Below are 19,251 nucleotides of genomic sequence, written 5' to 3' on the forward strand. Positions count from 1 at the left end.
GCTCCCGGGGAGCCGTCCGGGCTCACCCGGTCACTCCTCGTCCTCGAGCTCGGCGCGGACCTCGGGCGTGATGTCGAGGTTGGTGTACACGTTCTGCACGTCGTCCGAGTCCTCGAGCGCGTCTATCAGGCGGAATACCTTGCGCGCCGTCTCGGCATCGGCCTCGACCTGGAGCGAGGCGACGAACTCGACGTCGGCCGAGTCATAGTCGATGCCCGCCTCCTGCAGCGCCGACCGGGCAGGGACGAGCTCGCTCGGCTCGGTACGGACCTCGAAGCTCTCGCCGTGATCGATCACGTCGTCCACGCCGAAGTCGAGTACGGCACCGAGGACGTCGTCCTCCGTCACGTCCGCGCCGTGCGGGACGCTGATGACTCCCTTGCGGGCGAAGTTGTAGGCGACGCTGCCCGGGTCGGCCATGGTGCCGCCGTTGCGCGTCATCGCGGTGCGGACATCGGCGGCGGCACGGTTCTTGTTGTCTGTGAGGCACTCGACGAGCAGGGCGATGCCGTTCGGGCCGTACGCCTCATACATGATCGTCGTGTAGTCGATGACCTCGCCCGTGAGGCCCGCGCCGCGCTTGATCGCACGATCGATGTTGTCGTTGGGGACCGAGGTCTTCTTGGCCTTCTGCACGGCGTCCACGAGCGTCGGGTTGCCGGAGAGATCGGCTCCGCCGATCTTGGCCGCCACCTCGATGTTCTTGATCAGCTTGGCGAACGACTTCGCGCGACGCGAGTCTTTGATCGCCTTCTGGTGCTTGGTCGTGGCCCACTTGGAATGCCCGGACACGGTGCTCCCTCGGAAAGTTCGTTTCGTGCGACTCCCGCAGGTGCCGCTGATAGCTAGGCCAGTGTAATCGAGCCGCGCCCGACCCAGCCCGGCCCTACTTCAGCAGACGCGACAGTACGCGGTCGGCGAGAGGTCTGCCGCCCGTCTGACAGCTCGGGCAGTACTGGAGGCTGGAGTCGGCGAAGGTGACCTGTCGGACCGTGTCTCCGCAGATCGGGCACGGCTCGCCGGTGCGACCGTGTACCCGCATACCGAGCTTCTTCTCGCGCTTGAGGTCTGCCGCGTGCAGCCCTTCGGCGCGGGCGAGCGCCTCCTCGAGCGTGGAGCGCAAGGCGGCGTAGAGCCGATCGAGCTCGTCGGGAGGGATCGACGCCGGCCTGAACGGGGACATCCGGGCGACGTGCAAGATCTCGTCGGAGTAGGCGTTGCCGATGCCCGCGATGCGCGACTGGTCCCGCAGCACCCCCTTCAGCTGTGCCCTGCCCGCCGAGGCGAGGATCGCGCCGAAGACCTCCTTCGTGAAGGCGGGGTCGAGGGGATCGGGGCCGAGGCGTGCGACGCCGGGCACCTCCGCCGGGTCGGCGACGATCGAGAGCGCGAGACTCTTCTTGGTGCCCGCCTCGGTGACGTCGAAACCGGAGCCGTCGTCGAGGGTGAGGCGCGCGGCGAGCGGACCGCGACCGGGCCTGACAGGAGCTGCGGGGCGCTCTGGCCGCCAGCGCACCCACCCGGCGCGCGCGAGATGCAGCAGCACGTGCGCGTCGCCGATCGCGAAGTCGAGGAACTTGCCATGGCGACTCACCCCGTGCACGATCTCGCCGGCGAGCGCGGACGGGGGGATCGCCACTGTCTTGAGCGCCGAGATCGCGACGATGTCGAGGCGCTCGAGGACGCGACCGGCCAGGCGCGCGCCCAGGTCGAGCGCCAGCGCCTGGACCTCCGGGAGTTCGGGCATGCTCCCACTCTGCCGGGCACCTCCGACATCGTCCACCCAAATACGGGTCGAACGTCAGACGCCGAAGCGGACCGCCGCGACCTTCCGCAGGAACAGCTCGTGGAAGCGGTAGTCGCCCGTGATCTCCGGATGGAACGCCGTGCCCAGGAGGTTGCCCTGTTCGACCGCGACGACGCGGCCGTCGGCCACGGTCGCGAGCGCGGTCGCCCGCTCCCCCACCTCCTCGACGACGGGGGCCCGGATGAAGACGGCGTGCATCGGAGGATCTCCGATCGCCGGCACCTCCAGCTCGGTCTCGAAGGAGTCGAGCTGGTTGCCGAACGCGTTGCGGCGCACCGCCACGTCGATTCCGCCGAAGCTGCGCTGCCCGTCGATGCGGTCGAGCACCCGATCGGCGAGCATGATGAGCCCCGCGCAGGTGCCGTAGACGGGCAGGCCCGCCCGGATGGCCGAGACGATCGGCTCCGCGAGGCCGAACAGTCGTGAAAGCTTGTCCATCACCGTCGACTCCCCGCCGGGGATCACGAGACCCGCGACGGAGGCGAGCTCCTCCGGCCGCCGGACGAGGATGACCTCGGCTCCGAGCTCGCGCAGCACGTGGGCGTGCTCGCGGAAGTCGCCCTGGAGCGCGAGGACGCCGACCCGGAGTCCTTCGAGAGACTCCCGAGTCTCGCCCTCCCCCGCGAGGGGCGCGGTGCTACCAGCCACGCTCGGAGAGGCGGTGGGGCGCGGGCACGTCGGCCACGTTGATGCCGACCATCGCCTCGCCCAGACCGCGCGACGCCTCCGCGATGACCTTGGCGTCGTCGTAGAAGGTGGTCGCCTTGACGATCGCCGCCGCACGCTTGGCGGGGTCGCCCGACTTGAAGACTCCCGAGCCGACGAACACACCGTCGGCGCCGAGCTGCATCATCAGGGCCGCGTCGGCCGGAGTCGCGACTCCGCCCGCGGTGAAGAGGACGACGGGCAGCTTTCCGGTCTGGGCGATCTCCGCGACCAGGTCGTACGGGGCCTGGAGCTCCTTGGCGGCGACGTAGAGCTCGTCCTTCGTCATCGCCTTGAGACGGTTGACCTCGGCCGAGATGGTGCGGATGTGCTTGGTCGCCTCCGAGACGTCGCCGGTGCCTGCCTCGCCCTTCGAGCGGATCATCGCGGCGCCCTCGGTGATGCGACGCAGTGCCTCACCGAGATTGGTCGCCCCGCAGACGAAGGGGACGGTGAACTTCCACTTGTCGATGTGGTTCACGTAGTCGGCGGGTGAGAGCACCTCGGACTCGTCGATGTAGTCGACGCCGAGCTGTTCGAGGATCTGCGCCTCGACGAAGTGGCCGATGCGCGCCTTCGCCATGACGGGGATCGAGACGGCCGAGACGATGCCGTCGATGAGATCGGGGTCGCTCATCCGCGCGACGCCGCCCTGCGAGCGGATGTCGGCGGGCACGCGCTCGAGCGCCATGACGGCGACGGCGCCTGCGTCCTCCGCGATGCGGGCCTGCTCGGCGTTGACGACGTCCATGATGACGCCGCCCTTGAGCATCTCGGCGAGACCGCGCTTGACGCGGCTCGAGCCGAACTGCTCCGAGGCGGACGAGGACGAGGTGGTGGTGTCGGTCATGTTCGCGAGTCCTGTTCTGTGCGGCGTCTCACGCCGACGTCTGCGCGCGGCGTCTCCCGCCGTCGGCGCCGTCAAGTCTACGAGATGGCGGGGGCGCTACTCGGTCGGCCAGGCGGAGGCGATGCTCTCGCGGACGTCGCCGAGCAGCTGAGGCAGCGCCTTGGTGCGGGCGATGATCGGGAAGAAGTTGGCGTCGGTCGCCCAGCGCGGCACCACATGCTGGTGCAGGTGCGCGGCGATGCCGGCTCCCGCGACCGCCCCTTGGTTCATCCCGAGATTGAAGCCGTCATTGTTCGACACGGAGCGGACCACGCGCATGGCCGTCTGGGTGAGCGCTCCGATCTCGGCCACTTCTTCGGCGGTGGCCTCGTCGTAGAGCGGGATGTGCCGATACGGGCAGACGAGGAGGTGCCCCGAGTTGTACGGGAAGAGATTGAGGAGCACGTAGGCGTGCTCGCCCCGGGCGACGATGAGCGCCTCCTCATCGCTGAGGGTGGGCGCGACGCAGAAGGGACAGTCGTGCTCGCCCGGCTGCCCTTTCTGGATGTAGACCATCCGGTGCGGCGTCCACAGGCGCTGGAACTCGTCCGGCACTCCGGCGAGGTGCGAGCCGTCCTCGGGGAGGACCTCCTCCACGCTCAGACCTGCGCCTTCGTGGCGATCGCCTCGCGGACACGCGCGACCGCGTCGGCGACGGGGATCCCGTTCTCCTGCGTGCCATCGCGGAAGCGGAAGCTGACGGCGCCCGCGTCGCGGTCCTTCTCGCCGACGATGATCTGGAAGGGCACCTTCTGCAGGGTCGCGTTGCGGATCTTCTTCTGCATCCGATCGCTGGAGGAGTCGATCTCGGCGCGGACGCCGGAGCGCTTGAGCTCGCCGACGACCTCCTCCAGGAAGGGCAGGTACTCGTCGGCGATCGGGATGCCCACGACCTGCACGGGCGAAAGCCAGACGGGGAACGCGCCCGCATAGTGCTCGGTGAGGATCGCGAAGAAGCGCTCGATCGAACCGAAGAGCGCGCGGTGGATCATCACCGGCCGCTTCTTCGAGCCGTCCGACGCCGTGTACTCGAGCTCGAAACGCTCGGGCTGGTTGAAGTCGAGCTGGATCGTGGACATCTGCCAGGTCCGGCCGATGGCGTCGCGCGCCTGCACCGAGATCTTCGGACCGTAGAACGCGGCTCCTCCCGGGTCGGGGACCAGCTCGAGCCCGGAGGCGACGGCGACCGAGCGCAGCGACTCGATCGCCTCCTCCCATTGCTCGGGCGCACCGACGAACTTGGGGTTGCCCTCCTCGTTGGTGGACAGCTCGAGGTAGAAATCGTGGAGCCCGTAGTCGCGGAGCACCTGCAGCACGAACTCGAGGTTGCGGGTCAGCTCGGCGGCCACATCCTCCTGCGTGACGTAGATGTGCGCGTCATCTTGCGTGAGCCCGCGCACGCGCGTGAGTCCCTGCAGGGTGCCGCTCTTCTCATAGCGGTAGACCGTGCCGAATTCGGCCAGCCGGAGGGGCAGCTCGCGATAGCTGCGTCCGCGCGAGCGGAAGATCAGGTTGTGGAACGGGCAGTTCATGGGCTTGAGGTAGTAGTCCTGGCCCTGGCGGGTGACGTTCCCGTCCTCGTCCCGCAGCTCGTCGAGGTGCATCGGGGGGAACATCCCCTCGGAATACCACTGGAGGTGTCCGCTCGTCGTGAAGAGGTCGCCCTTGGTGATGTGCGGGGTGTAGACGAGCTCGTAGTCGTGGGCGAGCAGCTGCTCGCGCATGTACTGCTCGATCTCGTAGCGGATGATGCCGCCCTTGGGGTGGAACACCGCCAACCCCGAGCCGATCTCGTCGGGGAACGAGAACAGGTCGAGCTCGTGACCGAGCTTGCGGTGGTCACGGCGGGCCGCCTCCTCGAGCCGTGCCTGGTGCGCGCGCAGCTCGTCCTTGGTCGGCCACGCCGTGCCGTAGACACGCTGCAGCTGGGGGTTCTTCTCGGAACCGCGCCAGTAGGCCGCGGCGATGCGGGTGAGGGCGTAGCCGTTGCCGATCATGCGGGTGTTCGGGAGGTGCGGCCCGCGGCAGAGGTCTTTCCACACGGTCTCGCCCGAACGCGGGTCGACGTTGTCGTAGATCGTGAGCTCGGCTCCGCCGACCTCGACGCTCTCCTCGTTGGCGCCACCGCCCTTGAGCCCGATGAGCTCGAGCTTGAACGGCTCGGAGGCGAGCTCGGCGCGAGCCTCGTCCTCGGTGACGACGCGGCGGACGAAACGCTGACCCTGGCGGACGATGCGGTCCATCGCCTTCTCGAGCGCCTTCAGCGACTCGGGGGTGAACGGCTCCTCGACGCCGAAGTCGTAGTAGAAGCCGTCGGTGACGGGCGGGCCGATACCCAGCCTGGCCGCGGGGTTGATCTGCTGCACGGCCTGCGCGAGCACGTGCGCAGCAGAGTGACGAAGGATGGCGAGACCGTCGGGCGAGGAGATCAGTACCGGCTCGATGCGGTCACCCGGAACGACGTCGGCCGCGAGGTCCTTGAGCTCGCCGTTGACGCGGATCGCAACGACGGCACGGTCGCTGAAGTGCGTGAATCCTGTTCCGGCCTCGGTCACCACCGACGGGAACTCGGTCTCGACGGGATGCGACGGTTCGTTCGACACGCGCGGACACTCCTCTATGCTCGGTTGACCACTCGACTGTAGCGGCGCGCCGACGGTCACCCGAGCAGGGGCGGCCGATGATCGTCGCCGGCAGCAATCGCCTCGAGGACTCGGGTCGAGAGCGCGCCGAGGGCTGCCGCCGTCTCAGGAGGCCCCGAGCCGGCGAGGAGGAGGCCGCTGCGCTCGAGGTGATGCCGGAGGATCCGCTCGAGCTCTCGCGGGAGCGCGTCCGCGACGAGGGCGCCCTGAAGGGACGCCAGCACCGCGACGAGGGCGAGCGCATCGGGTATCGAGAGGGGGGAGCTGTCGCGGTCCATGGTCACCCGCCGATCCCGGGTCCGCTGGGCGGCTCCCGTCGAAAAACGTTTCCGGCTCTAGAGGTCGCGGGCGAAACAGATCGAGAGCTCGCCGCCGACGTAGGCGCCGAAGAGGGGGATCTCCGTGTAGCCCTCACGCGAGTAGAAGCGAACGGCGTCGGGTTGGGCCGTTCCGGTCTCGAGCACGAGCCGGGAGGCGCCGAGGCCGCGGGCGCGTTCCTCGAGCGCGCGGAGCACCGCTGTGGCGACGCCCGATCCCCGTGCGGTCGGATCGACGAACATCCGCTTGATCTCGATCGCGCCCGCGCCGAGCACTTGCGGCTCGAGCGGCCTCAGTCCACCGCAGGCGACGGCGGTCCCCGTCTCGTCCCGTGCGACGACGAAGACGGGCACGTCGAAGGCGCTCGGGGGCACGCCCGGCTCGTGGTCGTCGCTCCCGTACCGCGCGTCGAGCTCGCGGCGTTGCGCTGCTCGCAGACGCTCGGCCTCGGCATCCGTCCAGGGCACCTCGTCGATGCTCCAGTTCATGGGCGTCCTCTCGTCTCACCGCGGTCGCGGCGCGATGCAAGGGAGGGGACTGTGGATCGGCGTTGCCCCCCGCGTCGCATCCGATCCGTCCATTGTGCCTCTCCGACGAGGCGCCCGCATCGGCCGTCCGAGAGGCGGCATTTAGACTCGGCGCATGCCCGACGACTCCGCCGCCACGCCCGCCCCCGGCTGGTACCCCGACCCAGGCGCCGTGGAGACGCTCGGCGGTAGGGGGCACGACGGTACGGAACGCTACTGGGACGGCACGGCGTGGACGGATCGCTCACGACCCGCGACGGTCCCCGCCTACGGCACGCCACAGTCCGCGCCGAGCGACGCTGCCGAGCTCTACGCCTATCCCTCGGCGCCTTCGTCGGCCGCGTCCCGCAATCCGCTCGCGATCGCGAGTCTCGTGTTGGGACTCGTGAGCCTGCTGTTCAACCCGATCCTCGTGCCGTCGATCCTCGCGATCGCATTCGGAGTGCGAGGGCGCCGTAGCGCCGCGCAGCTCGGAGGCGGCGGCGGCCTGGCGATCGGAGGACTCGTGACGGGCATCGTAGGCGCCGTCACCGGGATCATCAGCATCCTCGCCGGGCTTTCCGGGCTCTCCGGCTGAACCCGGTGCCGCGCAGTTCCCCGGCGTCTCCGACCGCGCGCCGACGCGCCCCGTGGCTGTTCGTCGTCGCCGTCGCGCTCGTCGCGCTGATCCTCCGCGGACCGATCGTGGCGCTCGCGCCGGTGATCGACTCGGTGCGCGCCGACCTCGCGCTCTCCTCAGGCCAGGCCGGCATTCTGACGAGCATCCCCGTGCTGTGCTTCGCGCTCGCGACACCGCTCGCCCTCCTGGTGATCCGCCGGGCGGGCCCGGACGCCGCGGTGAGCGCGACGGTCCTGGGGGTCGCGTTCGGCACCGTCCTCCGTTCCTCCGGAGACCTCGTGGCGGTGATCGCCGGCACCGTCGTCATCGGTGTCGGCATCACGGTCGGCAACGTGGTCCTGCCCGTCGTCATCCGGCGCGACGTGCGACCCGAGCGGGTCGACCTCACGACGGGCGTCTACACGGCGGCGCTCAACATCGGCTCGACGATCACCTCCCTCGGAACAGCTCCTCTCGCGCTGGCCCTCGGGTGGCGGGCGGCGCTCGCGGCCTGGTCGGTGCTCACAGCACTCGCCCTTCTGGGGTGGCTCCTCGCTGTCGGGCCGGCGCGGGCGCTGCGTCCCGCCGCGCGCGCTCCGCGGAACGAGAGCGCCTCCTCCGCCCCCGCTCCTCGGATCTGGCGCAGCGCCACGGTGCTCGCCCTGGCGGTGTGCTTCTCGAGCCAGGCCTTCTCCTACTACGGCGTCACGGCGTGGCTGCCCTCGCTGCTGGTCGACCGCAACGGCTTCTCGGTGGAGGCCGCGGGAGCAAGCTCCTCCGTCTTCCAGCTCGCCGCTGTGGCCGGCGCGCTCGGCGTTCCCCTCCTCGTCCGCCGTGTCGGTCCGCTCGGGAGCATCCTCGTGGTGGGCGTGCTCTGGTGCTGCGTCCCCGCGGGCCTGCTTCTGGCTCCGCAGCTCTGGGCGCTGTGGTGCACGCTGGGAGGCATTGCGCAGGGCGGCGGATTCACGACCGTTTTCGTGCTCGTCGTGCGGCTCTCGCGCTCGGACGCACACGCGTCCCGACTCTCGGCCACGGTGCAGGGCATCGGCTACGCGGTCGCTGCCACGGCGCCCACGGTGGTCGGATTCGCGCACGACACGAGCGGAGGCTGGGATGCTCCGCTCGCCGTCGTCCTCGGGGCCACGTGCTCCTTCCTCTTCTTCGGCGCCCTCGCCGCGATCCGCCAGAGGCGGCGCCCCGTGGAGGCGGAGGCGCGCTGAGCCGACCGTCGCACGACCGGGGGCGGCGTCAAGGGGCTCATTCCCCTCGACGTGCCCCGTAGCGTGAGCGCATGGCCGAGAAGAGCACGACCCGAGAGAAGACCGCGCCCGAGCCGAACGACGCCCGCAAACCTGACGACATCGGCGACATCACGAAGCGCTCGTGGATCTACGTCCTCAAGAAGACCGGTCGCGAGTTCGGTGCGGATCAGTGCACCGACCTCGCCGCGGCCCTTACCTATTACGCGGTGCTCGCCCTCTTCCCTGCCCTGCTCGCGATCGTCTCGGTGCTCGGCCTGTTCGGGCAGGCGCAGGCGACCACCGATCTCGTGCTGGATCTGGTCGGCACTCTCGCCTCCTCGCAGGTCGTCGAGCTGCTGCGCGACCCGATCCAGGCGCTGACCGACTCCTCGGCCGCGGGGATCGCCTTCGTCACCGGAGTCGTCGGCGCGATCTGGTCCGCCTCCGGCTATGTGGGTGCTTTCGGGCGCGCGATGAATCGCATCTACCAGATCGACGAGGGCCGCCCGTTCTGGAAGCTGCGTCCGACGATGCTCGGCGTCACCGTGGTCACCGTCGTCCTCGTCGTCGTTGCTGCCCTGATCCTGGTGCTCAGCGGCCCGGTGGCGGGGGCGGTCGGCGATGTGGTCGGGCTGGGTCCGGCCGCGGTGACGGCCTGGAACATCGCCAAGTGGCCCGTTCTCGTCGTGATAGCGGTGCTCGTCGTCGCGATCCTCTACTACTGGGCGCCGAACATCCGCCAGCCGAAGTTCCGCTGGATCAGCATGGGATCGGTGCTCGCCCTCGTGATCTGGCTGCTGGCCTCGACCGGCTTCGGCTTCTACGTGGCCAACTTCTCGAACTACAACACGACCTACGGCTCGCTCGGCGCGGTGATCGTGTTCCTCCTCTGGATCTGGATCACCAACATCGCCTTGCTCTTCGGTGCCGAGTTCGACGCCGAGCTCGAACGCGGCAGGGAGCTGCAAGCGGGCATCGAGGCGGAGGAGACGATCCAGCTGCCGCCGCGCGACACGGCCGCCAGCGACAAGAAGGCGGCGGCTCGCGCCAAGGATGTGCGCGACGGGCGCTGGTTGCGCCTCGCGAGCGAGAACCGTGGCGACGCCGAGGCGGCGAAGGCCGACCACGACGCCGCGAAGGCCTGAGTCAGCTCTCGGCGTCCCGCAGCACGAGGTCACACGCCGCGCGCTCGTCGTCCCGCTCGACTCCGTACTCGGCGACTGGCACAGGCTCGAGCGGAGGGATGCGCACTCCGTCGAGGGAGGACTGTCGCGCCAGGTCGGATGCACTCACGGAGCCGGACCAGGCGCCCGGCGGGGGCCTCCCTGAGAAGACTCACGTCATCTGTCGTGCGACACGGCCGCGTCTTCGCGACGAGCCACCCTTACGCTGGCGGGCATGCCGTCGCGCCCGCCACGGCTTCGCCCCGCGAGGAGGAGTCCACCGTGACCCGGAGCCACGCCGACGAGACCGGTCCGACCGGACAGACCACGCCGGTCCAGCCGGACTACTCGAACGAGCAGGAGGGCTACCACAAGGGCCTGAAACCCCGGCAGCTCCAGATGATCGCCATCGGAGGCGCCATCGGCACCGGACTGTTCTTGGGCGCGGGCGGGCGGTTGGCCTCGGCGGGTCCCTCGCTGATCATCGTGTACGCGGTCTGCGGAGTCTTCGCCTACCTGATCCTTCGCGCTCTCGGCGAGCTCGTGCTGCACAGGCCGAGCTCCGGCTCCTTCATCTCCTACGCCCGCGAGTTCCTCGGCGAGAAGGCGGCCTTCGTGGCCGGCTGGATGTACTTCCTGAACTGGGCGATGACCTCGATCGCCGATGTCACCGCCGTCGCCCTGTACGTGAGGTACTGGTCCCTCTTCTCGGCCGTGCCGCAATGGCTCCTCGCCCTGATCGCGCTCGTGGTCGTCCTCTCGCTCAACCTCGTCTCGGTGAAGGTGTTCGGCGAGCTCGAGTTCTGGTTCGCGCTCATCAAGGTCACCGCCCTTGTCGTGTTCCTCGTGATCGGCATCGTCGTCCTGGCCGCCGGCTGGCCGCTGCACTCGGGTGGAGTCGCGGTCGACCCGGGCATCAGCCTGTGGAACGACAACGGCGGCCTGTTCCCCGGCGGGCTCATCGCGAGCGTGCTGGTCGTGCAGGGTGTGGTCTTCGCCTACTCCGGTGTCGAGCTGGTCGGAACCGCGGCGGGTGAGACGGCCGAGCCAGCCACGGTGATCCCGCGCGCGATCAACTCGGTGATCCTCCGGATCGCCGTGTTCTACGTCGGCTCGGTGCTGCTGCTGGCGCTCGTGCTGCCCTACACGGCGTACTCGAAGGCCGAGAGCCCCTTCGTCACCTTCTTCTCGGCCCTCGGCGACGGCTCGTCCGGCGAGATCGCCGGCTCGATCATGAACTTCGTCGTGCTGACCGCGGCGCTCTCGAGCATCAACGCCGGCCTCTACTCGACGGGCCGGATCCTCCGCTCCATGGCGCTCAACGGCTCCGCTCCCCGCTTCACGGGCAAAATGAACGCGCAGGGTGTGCCGTTCGGAGGCATCCTGCTCACGGCGAGCATCACTCTCGTCGGCATCGTGCTCAACCTCTTCGTGCCCGCGCAGGCGTTCGAGATCGTCCTCAACGTCTCCGCCCTGGGCATCGTCACCGGCTGGGGCATGATCGTGCTCTGCCAGATGCAGCTGCAGCGCTGGGCGTCGCAAGGCCGACTGCAGCGTCCCTCGTTCCGGATGCCCGGCGCGCCCGTCACCTCGTGGCTCACGCTCGCGTTCCTCGTGATCGTCGTCGTCCTGATCGCGGTCGACTTCCCCACCGGTACCTGGACGGTCGGCATCGTCGCCGTGATCGGGGTTCCCGCCCTCGTGATCGGCTGGCGCATCGCCCGTCCGCGGATCCTCGAGATCGCCGCCGCTCGCGAGGGCTTCACGGGGGCGTTTCCCGTCGTCGCAGCGCGAGCGGCGACCGAGGCCAAACGCGAGGACAACGACCGCAGAAAGCCCTAGCTGTTGCAGGGCAGGAGGGTGCTGACGCGCGCACTCGAGGGGCAGAGGGCAGGATTACTGAAGTATGCGGTCGACGAGTTCGTTAACGGCGGCGTCGACAGACAATCCCGTGTCGAGTGGCGCCGTGAGGTGGTCGAGCATCAATCCGTCGATGGCGTAGTGGAACAGGGCGATCTCGGTTCGTCCTCCGGGCAGGCCAGAAGCGTCGTTGAAGGCGACATCCTCCTGAAATGCTCGCTGTCGCCACGTTCCGAGCGTCGCGGCAATTGCGGGGCGTCGAGCAGCCTCTAGCCGCAGCTCGAAGAGGGCAAGCGACACATGCGGGTCAGCGCTGAGTCGTCGCACGACGTCTCGCAGGTAGTCGGCAAAGAGAGCCCGGTCGGCAGACCGAGCGCCACGGGAAGGACCGATCTCGGGATCGGGTGCGAGTCGCTCTCCAATGCGGTCAACGAGTGCGGAGATCAGATCGTCGCGGGTCGGGAAGTAATTCGACGCGGTACCCCGTGGCGTGCCGGCTGCGGCATCGACAGCTCGGTGGGTGAGCCCGCGGGCTCCTTCCCGAGCGAGCACGCGGATCCCGGCGTCGGCGAGAGCGGAGCGTCGTTCGTCGTTGCGGGCCATGTCGCCCATGCTAGCCAAACCACGACTGCTGTTGTAGTTTAACTACGACAAATGTCGTGATTGGAGACATCATGCGAGAACTCATCTATTACGTCGCCGTCAGCATCGACGGTTATATCGCCGACCCGACGGGCAGGTTCGATGCGTTCCTGGCCGAAGGCGATCATGCGTCGGTGGTGTTCGGCGAGTATGCAGATGCGCTACCAGCGCATGCACATGCAGCGCTGGGCACCGAACCGCCAAGAACACGATTCGACACGGTGATCATGGGGTGGAAGACACTCACACCCGCACTCGATATCGGCATCACCAGCCCCTACCCTCACCTGCGTCAGATCGTCGCGAGCCGCCAGCCACGCGACGTCGACCCGGCGATCATCCTCACTGACGATCCGCGCGCCACGGTCCGCAACCTGAAGCGAGAAGACGGCCTGGACGTCTGGCTCTGCGGCGGTGGCGAGCTTGCAGGCACGCTTCTGCCCGAGATCGATCGCCTCGTCATCAAACGCAATCCCGTCGTCTTCGGCTCTGGCATCTCCCTGTTCGGCGGTGCCCCCTACGAGCCGTCCGCGTTCGCTCTGACCGAAACCCGCTCCTTCACGTCGGGTGTCGTGATCGAGGAGTACGTTGCCAGTGACAGAGCATGAGTACCGTGATCGTGCACAGGCCATCTCGCGAAGGCCACCGCACGCCAACGCTCCGTTGACGCTCGAAGGTCGTCGCCGGCTGATCGAGCGGTGTCGCACACGTCCGATCGCTCATGTCGCCGCCGAGAGGGGTATCTCCCGCGCGACCGCGCCCAAGTGGGTCAACCGTTACCGGAAGTTCGGAGCGAGAACGCGCCGACCGTCTCCTGCTCTGGACCTGCACGACGACTACCACCGCCCCCTGGCGCGCACGAGGGGCAACCACCCGCGACGGCAGCGCCCGCCTCTGTCGACAACGTCCTGGCCTCATACACCTAGCGCTCACCGACTCCGGACGTAGCGCAGCAGCAGCGTGTCCTCGGCGGCGAGCACGTGTGCGAGGCGCACGTCGCGAGTGTGCGGGGAGTCGCTGCGGGCGAGCCGCCCCGACGTCCCGGCCTCGAGGGACGGGCTGACCGTCAGGCACAGCTCGTCGACCGCGTCGGCGGCCAGCAGCGCTCCGACGAGTCCCGGCCCTCCCTCGCAGTGCACCCGAGCGAGGCCCCGCTCCGCAAGACGGTCCAGGAGCAGAGGGACGTCGAGGGCCTCCTCGCCGCAGAGGAGGACATCGGCGACCGTGGCCAGCTCGGCACGGCGACGCTCCGGAGACGTCGCCGTCGTGACGACGATCGGTCGCACCGGCGCCCGAGTGAACAGCTCAGCCCGCGGATCGAGGTCGAGCGAGTTCGACACGACCGCCAAGACAGGGTGCGGAGCGAGGCCCGCGGCCACCCGCGCCTCGCTCGCCTCCTCCCCCAGCACCATCGGACCGTAGCCCTCCGCCCGGATCGTGCCCGCCGCGACGAGCACCACGTCGCACAGGCGACGCAGGAGCTCGAAGACCCGCAGGTCGGCAGGACCGCCGAGCGACCCCGACACTCCGTCACGGACGATGGCTCCGTCCACACTCGAGACGAAGTTCACGCGGAGCCAGCGCTCGCCCAGCCCGTCGGAGTAGAGCGCCAGGAGTGCGTCGTCGTCGATGTCCGGCTCGTCCCGGGGGCGCAGGAGATCGATCGGGACGTTCACTCGTGCGGCTCCACGTTGTGGCGGAGGTAGGCGGGGGCCCGCCAGCCGAGCACCGCCTCCGTGAGCCGGACGGCGTCGACGGCCTGTCGCACGTCGTGCATCCGCACGATCCTGGCCCCGTTGAGGATGCAGATGACCGCCGCGGCGAGCGATCCCTCCAGCCTCTGCCCCTGGGGGCGATCGAGCGTCTCGCCGATGAAGTCCTTGTTCGACACGGCCGCGAGCACCGGGTAGCCGAGGGCGACGACCTCCCCGAGCCTCCGCGTCAGCTCGAGAGTGTGCAGAGTGTTCTTGTTGAGGTCGTGCCCGGGGTCCACGATGATGCGCTCCGCCGGGACCCCCGCGGCCAGCGCACGACCGACACGCTCGCTGAGGTGGGCGATCACTGCCGCGACGACGTCGTCGTATTCGGGCCTCTCGGGCTCGCTGCGCGGCTCCCCCAGGCTGTGCGTGATCACGAGCTGCGCGTCGGAGGCGGCCACCACCTCGAGCATGCGCGGGTCGTGCAGTCCGCTGGTGTCGTTGACGACGGAGGCGCCCTCGGCGATGCTCGAACGCGCCACCTCGGCGCGGGTCGTGTCGACCGAGACTGAGACGTCGCTCCTGGCAGCGATGCCCGCGACGACCGGGACCACCCGGTCGAGTTCCTCCTGCACCGATACCGCCGGCCCGCGTCCGAACGGCACGCCTCCGATGTCGACCCAGTCGGCGCCCTGCTCGGCCGCGCGCACGGCGGCCTCGATCGCCCGCTCGAGCGCGAAGGTCGATCCCTTGTCGTAGAAGGAGTCGGGCGTGCGATTCACGACCGCCATCACGGCGACCTGTCGCTCGAAGTCGAATTCTCGTCCGCCGATCCTGCGCGTCGTCATGGGCGTCCCTCCCGGTCGGTGAGCCGGGAGAACGCCGGCGTCGCTCACCCTAGACGAGCGGGGCGGGAGGCGGCTGGAGCGGCCCGCCCTCGAGGAGCACCTGGAAGAGCACGTGATCCTGCCACTCACCCGCGATCCGCAGGTAGCGGCGGGCGACGCCGATTCGCTCGAAGCCGTTGCGGACGAGCACCGTCTGCGAGCCGACGTTGTGCAGGAGCGTGCCCGCCTGCACTCGGTGCAGGCGCACCTCGTCGCGAGCGAGCCGGAGCGTCTCGTGGACGGCTCGTGTCATCAGTCCCCTGCCTTGCAGCCGACTGTCGAGCCAGTACCCCAGGTCGGCGCTGTCGAAGACGCCGCGCACGATGTTGCCGAGGGTGATTCTCCCGACGATCGCTCCCTCGCTCTCGAGAACGAGCGGCAGGTGGACTCCGGAGCGCCACTCGGCGAGCATGTCGGCGACCGCCTCCGACTGCCCGTCCGCCTCGAAGAAGCGGGTCGAGCGCAGCGGTTCCCACGGCGCGAGGTGGCCGCGGTTGCGTCGGTAGGCGGAGGCGAGCGCGGGGCCGTCCTCGCGAGTGAGGAGACGCAGGGTGGTGCTCGTGTCGAGGAGGATCGGCGCGGTCACCTTGTGAGGATAACGCCGGCCAGTGCGCGGCTGGGGTCCCCTGGGCCTACGAGAAAGACTGGCCCTACGAGAAAGACCCCCGGTTGGAGCCGGGGGTCTTCATGGTGGGCGATACTGGGATCGAACCAGTGACCTCTTCCGTGTCAGGGAAGCGCGCTACCGCTGCGCCAATCGCCCGCTGCTCCGTAAAGGAGCGCCTCGTTCGGTGAACGATCGAGGTGGATACGGGATTCGAACCCGTGTATACGGCTTTGCAGGCCGCTGCCTCGCCTCTCGGCCAATCCACCGTGTACGGGATTCGGTGTCGGCGGCCCGAAGGCCGACCAGGTGGGAGGTATCCGAGGATACGTCCCGATGACGACGGTCCGAGAACCGGCGTTCGAGCGGATGACGAGATTCGAACTCGCGACCCTCACCTTGGCAAGGTGATGCGCTACCGCTGCGCCACATCCGCATGTAGGTCGTGCTGGTCTTGCTGTCTCGCCTCGGCGCTTTCGCTCCCCGGCTCGACCTAGAAGACTGTATCCGACGGCCGTACGAGATTCCAAATCGAGCGGAGGCGGATGTCGTCACCGAACGCTCGTCCCCCGCCCTTCCGCGCGGCGCAGACTCCTCCCCTGCCGTTCACCCGGGCGTGGCGCGCACGAATGGTCGGTGCGCACCCCGAGCATCCGCTACGATCGTCTCTCGGGTCGTCCCGAACGTCCCCCCTGGAGCATCAGCCCGGGCGATTGGCGCAGTTGGTAGCGCGCTTCCTTCACACGGAAGAGGTCATCGGTTCGAGTCCGGTATCGCCCACCAGTACCCGAGACATGCCAGTACCCGAGAGGTGCGGCACCTCGCGGCCTCAGCCGGTCGGAGGAACGCCTGCCCCACGTGGCCGGCGGGGCCGCGTCTCAGAACACCTTGCCCGGATTCAGAATCCCGAGCGGATCGAAGACCGCCTTGATCCCGCGCTGCAAGGCGAGCGAATCCTCGCCGAGCTCCTCGGCGAGCCAACGCTGCTTGAGAAGGCCCACTCCGTGCTCCCCCGTGAGCGTGCCACCGAGGGCGAGGGCGGTGCGGAACAGCTCGTCCGCCGCCTCCCAGACGACCGTGGGCACTCCTTCCGAGCCGGGCGGCAGCACGAAGTTGGGGTGCAGGTTGCCGTCGCCCGCGTGCGCGACCGTCGGGATGCGCAGGCCGGTCCGCTCCTCGATGCCCCGGATCGCGGCGAACATCGCGGGAAGCGCCGAGCGGGGCACGCACACGTCCTCGATCAGGACCTGCCCCTCAGCCTCGAGAGCGGGGTGGAAGGCGCGGCGAACCGCGAGTAGCGCCTCGCCCGCCTCCCGATCCTCGGTCGCCTCCGCGTCGCCTCCGGAGGCGATGACGATCTCGAGGATGCGGCGGGCCTCCTCGGCCGCTCCGCCACCATCGGTCTGCACGAGCAGAAAGGCGGCGCCCCTGTCGACGTCGGCGCCGGTGAAACGCGAGACCGCGGCGAGCGCCGCCTCGTCCATCAGCTCCATCGCGGCCGGTCGGAGGCGCGCCGAGGTGATCGCGGAGGCGGCGGCCGCTGCGGCGACCACGCTGGGAAAGTACGCCCCCACCGTCACCGCCGGTCCCGTGGGAAGGGGACGCAAGCGCAGCGTCGCCTCGACGATGACGCCGAGCGTCCCCTCCGACCCGGTGAGCAGAGCGGTCAGGTCGTAGCCGGTGACCCCCTTGACGCTACGCCGGCCGGTGCGCACCAGACGACCGTCGGCGAGGACCACGGCGAGACCGAGCACCGCCTCCCGCGTGACCCCGTACTTCGCGCAGAGCAGGCCGCCCGCGTTGGTGGCGATGTTGCCGCCGATGCTCGAGATGGCCTTGCTCGCCGGGTCGGGCGAGAACACCAGCCCGTGCGGCGCGACCGCATCCGAGAGCGCTTGGTTGATCACTCCGGGCTCGACCACGGCGAGCTCGTCCTCGAGTGAGATCTCGAGGATGCGGTCCATCGCGGCAGTCGAGAGCACGATGGCTCCCGCCGTGGCGACGCCTCCTGCGGCGAGCCCAGTGCCGGCACCGCGGGGGACGACGGGAAGGCGGTGCGCGGAGGCGAACGTCAGCGTCGCTCGCACGTCGTCGATCGACCGCGCGCGCACGAGCGCGAGCGCCCGCCCCTCGCTCCTCCACCCCGACTTGTCGGTGTGCACGGCCTCGAACTCGTCGCCCTCGACCAGCAGAGCGTCGCCGACGACATCAGCCAGCGACCGGAGGATCTCGGTGAGGTTCATGGGTCACTCCATGCGGTCGCGGGCGGTTCGCGTCGATCCTTCCACGCGCACGCCCAGCTCGCGGGCGGCAGGATGACCCCATGACGGAGACGAGCACGGTGACGACACTATGGCGGTGACGAGCGCGGGAATCCTGTTGCACCGGGAGGTCGACGGGCGGCTCCATGTGTTCCTCGGGCGGATGGGTGGTCCGCTGTGGACTCGGCGTCCGCGCGCGTGGTCGATCCCGAAAGGCATGTACGGGCCGGAGGAGACACCGTTCGACGCCGCGAGGCGGGAGTTCGAGGAGGAGATCGGCGTTCCGGCTCCCGACGTCGACTACACCCCGCTCGGCGCGTTCCGGCAGAACTCGCGCAAGATCGTGACCGTGTTCGCGGGCCCCGGCGACGATCAGACGCGATTTGTCTCGAGCAATGCTTTCGAGCTCGAATGGCCTCGCGGTTCAGGCGTCATGCATTCCTACTCCGAGATCGAGACGGCCAGCTGGATTCCCCTCGAGGAGGCACGCGAGCTGCTGGTCGCCGGGCAGGTCCCCGCGCTCGACGCCTTGGCCGCGCTGCTCGCCTCCTAGGTGTACTGACCGGGGACGTTGATCAATCGCGAGAAAGGCGGCCGGTTTCCGCAAGCTGAATGCGGGCGGTGGTGGTTGTAGTAATGCAGTCACTCGCCCCGTTCTCCGCGGCACTGAGCCTCGGAGGTGTAGCAACGGGGGTATGCCCAGCCGTCCCCCAGGGTGCGGTGAAACCGTTCGATCTTGCCGTCGGTCTGAGGTCGGTAGGGGCGGGTGCGCTTGTGTGTGATGCTGAGCTCCGCGCAGGTGTCTCGCCAAAGATGTGCCGTTGTCGGAGAGGACACGCTCGACGGTGACGCCGCGCTGGTTGAACCACTCGACAGCTCTGACGAGGACGGCGGTGACGCCGGTCTCGTTGTCGTGTATCTCGGCGTAGGCGACGCGTGAGTGGTCGTCGATCACCGTATGAACGTGGGCCTTGCCCATGAGTGGGCTGCTGTATTTGTTACGAGGCTTGTCCGGTGTTGCCGCGCGGTTCCTCTCGCCCTGTGGTCGGTCGACGTGCGACAGGCGGTTCAGGTGGACGGTGGTGAGGATGCGATGAGCTGTCGACGGCGCGATGCCCAGTCGGTAGGCGAGCTGCACGGACCCTCGCGCAATCGGAGGCGCAGAGTGATGCAACGCCATGTGGTCTTCGCATCGGTTTTGTTCGGTGAGCGGTGAGGTCGCGAGGAGCGGTCCTGCATCGACTCGCTATTCCGGTAGCGGCCGGCCCAACATTTGACCGTGGGCCAAGAGACCTGGAAGCGGGCGGCGACCTCGCTGATCGGCCAGGTCTCGTCAACGACGAGTCGGGCGACTTTTAGTCGGCGGTGCGGGGTGAGTGCGGCGTCGGAGTGGGACACAGGGGCTCTATT

At 69.0% G+C, this 19,251-nt stretch carries 20 protein-coding genes, 4 tRNA genes and 2 pseudogenes; 8 read left to right on the forward strand and 18 right to left on the reverse strand.

The features are described 5' to 3' along the window. Window positions 1-30: 30 nt before the first annotated feature. The 8 genes from ITJ45_RS07970 to ITJ45_RS08005 form a co-directional block, all read right to left on the reverse strand. On the reverse strand, window positions 31-792 hold the full coding sequence (locus ITJ45_RS07970; protein WP_194607928.1) for a YebC/PmpR family DNA-binding transcriptional regulator: 762 nt from the start codon (window positions 790-792) through the stop codon (window positions 31-33). A 94-nt stretch (window positions 793-886) separates the two neighbouring features. Beyond that, a complete protein-coding gene (locus tag ITJ45_RS07975) occupies window positions 887-1,747 on the reverse strand; it encodes an Fpg/Nei family DNA glycosylase (protein WP_194607927.1) in 861 nt (286 codons plus the stop codon). A gap of 54 nt (window positions 1,748-1,801) precedes the next feature. Next, window positions 1,802-2,455: a pyridoxal 5'-phosphate synthase glutaminase subunit PdxT gene (gene pdxT, locus ITJ45_RS07980; RefSeq protein ID WP_194607926.1), complete on the reverse strand. Its 654-nt coding sequence runs from the start codon at window positions 2,453-2,455 to the stop codon at window positions 1,802-1,804. Further along, entirely contained in the window at window positions 2,445-3,362 is a 918-nt protein-coding gene (pdxS, locus tag ITJ45_RS07985; protein ID WP_194607925.1) for a pyridoxal 5'-phosphate synthase lyase subunit PdxS, read from the reverse strand. Before pdxS ends, pdxT begins: the two co-directional genes overlap by 11 nt. A 96-nt stretch (window positions 3,363-3,458) precedes the next feature. Continuing rightward, window positions 3,459-3,998: an HIT domain-containing protein gene (locus ITJ45_RS07990; protein ID WP_323742886.1), complete on the reverse strand. Its 540-nt coding sequence runs from the start codon at window positions 3,996-3,998 to the stop codon at window positions 3,459-3,461. Between the two features lie 2 nt (window positions 3,999-4,000). Beyond that, window positions 4,001-5,959 carry a threonine--tRNA ligase gene (thrS, locus tag ITJ45_RS07995; RefSeq protein WP_194609035.1) on the reverse strand — a complete coding sequence of 653 codons (1,959 nt, stop codon included), beginning with the start codon at window positions 5,957-5,959 and terminating at the stop codon, window positions 4,001-4,003. Between the two features lie 101 nt (window positions 5,960-6,060). Beyond that, the gene (locus ITJ45_RS08000) at window positions 6,061-6,321 is read right to left on the reverse strand and encodes a hypothetical protein (protein ID WP_194607924.1); all 261 of its coding nucleotides are present in this window, start codon (window positions 6,319-6,321) and stop codon (window positions 6,061-6,063) included. 57 nt (window positions 6,322-6,378) lie between these two features. Then, complete coding sequence (locus ITJ45_RS08005; protein ID WP_194607923.1) at window positions 6,379-6,849, reverse strand: GNAT family N-acetyltransferase; 471 nt, start codon at window positions 6,847-6,849, stop codon at window positions 6,379-6,381. A gap of 154 nt (window positions 6,850-7,003) precedes the next feature. Between ITJ45_RS08005 and ITJ45_RS08010 the strand changes: the two genes are divergently transcribed. The 3 genes from ITJ45_RS08010 (at window position 7,004) to ITJ45_RS08020 (ending at window position 9,872) form a co-directional block, all read left to right on the forward strand. Beyond that, the gene (locus ITJ45_RS08010; RefSeq protein WP_194607922.1) at window positions 7,004-7,465 is read left to right on the forward strand and encodes a DUF2510 domain-containing protein; all 462 of its coding nucleotides are present in this window, start codon (window positions 7,004-7,006) and stop codon (window positions 7,463-7,465) included. A 5-nt stretch (window positions 7,466-7,470) separates the two neighbouring features. Continuing rightward, the gene (locus tag ITJ45_RS08015; protein ID WP_194607921.1) at window positions 7,471-8,706 is read left to right on the forward strand and encodes a CynX/NimT family MFS transporter; all 1,236 of its coding nucleotides are present in this window, start codon (window positions 7,471-7,473) and stop codon (window positions 8,704-8,706) included. 71 nt (window positions 8,707-8,777) lie between these two features. Next, window positions 8,778-9,872, forward strand: a complete 1,095-nt coding sequence (locus tag ITJ45_RS08020; RefSeq protein ID WP_194607920.1) for a YihY/virulence factor BrkB family protein — start codon at window positions 8,778-8,780, stop codon at window positions 9,870-9,872. Between the two features lies 1 nt (window position 9,873). Here ITJ45_RS08020 and ITJ45_RS08025 read toward each other — a convergent pair whose 3' ends face one another. Beyond that, window positions 9,874-10,020 carry a hypothetical protein gene (locus tag ITJ45_RS08025; protein WP_194607919.1) on the reverse strand — a complete coding sequence of 49 codons (147 nt, stop codon included), beginning with the start codon at window positions 10,018-10,020 and terminating at the stop codon, window positions 9,874-9,876. A gap of 152 nt (window positions 10,021-10,172) precedes the next feature. Between ITJ45_RS08025 and ITJ45_RS08030 the strand changes: the two genes are divergently transcribed. Then, window positions 10,173-11,732: an amino acid permease gene (locus ITJ45_RS08030; RefSeq protein WP_323742885.1), complete on the forward strand. Its 1,560-nt coding sequence runs from the start codon at window positions 10,173-10,175 to the stop codon at window positions 11,730-11,732. 54 nt (window positions 11,733-11,786) lie between these two features. Here ITJ45_RS08030 and ITJ45_RS08035 read toward each other — a convergent pair whose 3' ends face one another. After that, a complete protein-coding gene (locus ITJ45_RS08035; protein WP_194607918.1) occupies window positions 11,787-12,353 on the reverse strand; it encodes a TetR/AcrR family transcriptional regulator in 567 nt (188 codons plus the stop codon). A 71-nt stretch (window positions 12,354-12,424) separates the two neighbouring features. Here ITJ45_RS08035 and ITJ45_RS08040 point away from each other — a divergent pair, with 71 nt between their 5' ends. Further along, the gene (locus ITJ45_RS08040; RefSeq protein WP_194607917.1) at window positions 12,425-13,000 is read left to right on the forward strand and encodes a dihydrofolate reductase family protein; all 576 of its coding nucleotides are present in this window, start codon (window positions 12,425-12,427) and stop codon (window positions 12,998-13,000) included. Window positions 13,001-13,022: 22 nt separating this feature from the next. Beyond that, window positions 13,023-13,184, forward strand: a pseudogene (locus tag ITJ45_RS08045) (IS481 family transposase); the annotation flags it as partial. Between the two features lie 137 nt (window positions 13,185-13,321). Here ITJ45_RS08045 and ITJ45_RS08050 read toward each other — a convergent pair. The 6 genes from ITJ45_RS08050 to ITJ45_RS08075 all read right to left on the reverse strand — a co-directional run bounded on the left by ITJ45_RS08050 (window position 13,322) and on the right by ITJ45_RS08075 (window position 16,016). Further along, a complete protein-coding gene (locus ITJ45_RS08050; RefSeq protein ID WP_194607916.1) occupies window positions 13,322-14,068 on the reverse strand; it encodes a pyrimidine reductase family protein in 747 nt (248 codons plus the stop codon). Then, a complete protein-coding gene (folP, locus tag ITJ45_RS08055) occupies window positions 14,065-14,937 on the reverse strand; it encodes a dihydropteroate synthase (protein ID WP_194607915.1) in 873 nt (290 codons plus the stop codon). The genes ITJ45_RS08050 and folP overlap by 4 nt, the downstream gene beginning before the upstream one ends. 49 nt (window positions 14,938-14,986) lie before the next feature. Then, window positions 14,987-15,562 carry a GNAT family N-acetyltransferase gene (locus tag ITJ45_RS08060; protein ID WP_194607914.1) on the reverse strand — a complete coding sequence of 192 codons (576 nt, stop codon included), beginning with the start codon at window positions 15,560-15,562 and terminating at the stop codon, window positions 14,987-14,989. Between the two features lie 102 nt (window positions 15,563-15,664). Further along, window positions 15,665-15,739 (reverse strand) — tRNA-Val (locus tag ITJ45_RS08065). A gap of 39 nt (window positions 15,740-15,778) precedes the next feature. Beyond that, window positions 15,779-15,849, reverse strand: a tRNA-Cys gene (locus ITJ45_RS08070). 95 nt (window positions 15,850-15,944) lie between these two features. Then, window positions 15,945-16,016: transfer RNA gene (locus ITJ45_RS08075), tRNA-Gly, on the reverse strand. 271 nt (window positions 16,017-16,287) lie between these two features. Between ITJ45_RS08075 and ITJ45_RS08080 the strand changes: the two genes are divergently transcribed. After that, window positions 16,288-16,363: transfer RNA gene (locus ITJ45_RS08080), tRNA-Val, on the forward strand. Between the two features lie 95 nt (window positions 16,364-16,458). On the opposite strand, the gene ITJ45_RS08085 is transcribed toward ITJ45_RS08080, so the two are convergent. After that, the gene (locus tag ITJ45_RS08085) at window positions 16,459-17,823 is read right to left on the reverse strand and encodes an FAD-binding oxidoreductase (RefSeq protein WP_194607913.1); all 1,365 of its coding nucleotides are present in this window, start codon (window positions 17,821-17,823) and stop codon (window positions 16,459-16,461) included. Between the two features lie 109 nt (window positions 17,824-17,932). On the opposite strand from ITJ45_RS08085, the gene ITJ45_RS08090 reads away from it, so the two are divergent. Next, complete coding sequence (locus ITJ45_RS08090) at window positions 17,933-18,394, forward strand: NUDIX domain-containing protein (RefSeq protein WP_194607912.1); 462 nt, start codon at window positions 17,933-17,935, stop codon at window positions 18,392-18,394. Here ITJ45_RS08090 and ITJ45_RS08095 read toward each other — a convergent pair. Further along, window positions 18,391-19,239: pseudogene (locus ITJ45_RS08095) on the reverse strand (IS481 family transposase). The gene ITJ45_RS08090 and the pseudogene ITJ45_RS08095 overlap by 4 nt on opposite strands. Window positions 19,240-19,251: the final 12 nt, after the last annotated feature.

It is taken from the genome of Rathayibacter sp. VKM Ac-2879, assembly GCF_015351245.1.
Lineage (GTDB): Bacteria > Actinomycetota > Actinomycetes > Actinomycetales > Microbacteriaceae > Rathayibacter.